Source organism: Acidovorax sp. KPB24-07 (genome assembly GCF_057543315.1).
The window spans coordinates 1-656 of sequence record NZ_BAAJYS010000892.1 but is presented as its reverse complement, the minus strand read 5'-3'; the positions used below and the strand labels follow the sequence as shown (position 1 = coordinate 656).

Annotated in this window: 1 pseudogene; it reads left to right on the top strand. The window is 71.3% G+C overall.

The annotated features are described in order from the left end of the window. Window positions 1-54 precede the first annotated feature (54 nt). Window positions 55-656 (top strand): annotated as a pseudogene (locus AC27IQ_RS26510) (AAA family ATPase); the annotation flags it as partial.

Below are 656 nucleotides of genomic sequence, written 5' to 3'. Positions count from 1 at the left end.
CATGACGCAGGCCAGCGCGATCGGCGGCTGACATCGCCTTCCCCACCCCTCCGCATGCAAGACGCCACTCCTTCCCTGCCCGCGCTTTTTCCCTTCGCCGCCGTTGCCGGCCGAGCCGCAACTGCGCCAGGCGTCTGCTGCTCGCCGCCATCGATCCGCAACTGGGGGGCGTGCTGATCGAAGGCCCGCGCGGCACGGCCAAATCGACCGCTGCGCGTGCCCTGGCCGAGCTGATCGAAGGCGCGCCCTTCGTCACGCTGCCGCTGGGCGCATCGCTGGAACACCTGGCCGGCACGCTGGACCTGGAGCAGGCCATGGCCGGCAACGCGGTGCGCTTCGCGCCGGGGCTGCTGGCGCGCGCGCACGGCGGCGTGCTCTACGTGGATGAGATCAACCTGCTGCCCGATGCGCTGGTCGACGTGCTGCTGGACGCGGCCGCCAGCGGCGTCAACGTGGTGGAGCGCGACGGCATCTCGCACCGCCACGCGGCGCGCTTCGTGCTCGTGGGCACCATGAATCCGGAAGAGGGCCAGTTGCGCCCGCAGCTGCTGGACCGGCTGGGCCTTTGCGTGCGCTTGGCGAACGTGGTGGAGCCGGCCGAGCGCCAGGCCATCGTGCGCTCGCGCCTGGCGTTCGACATGGACCCGGAAGGTTTT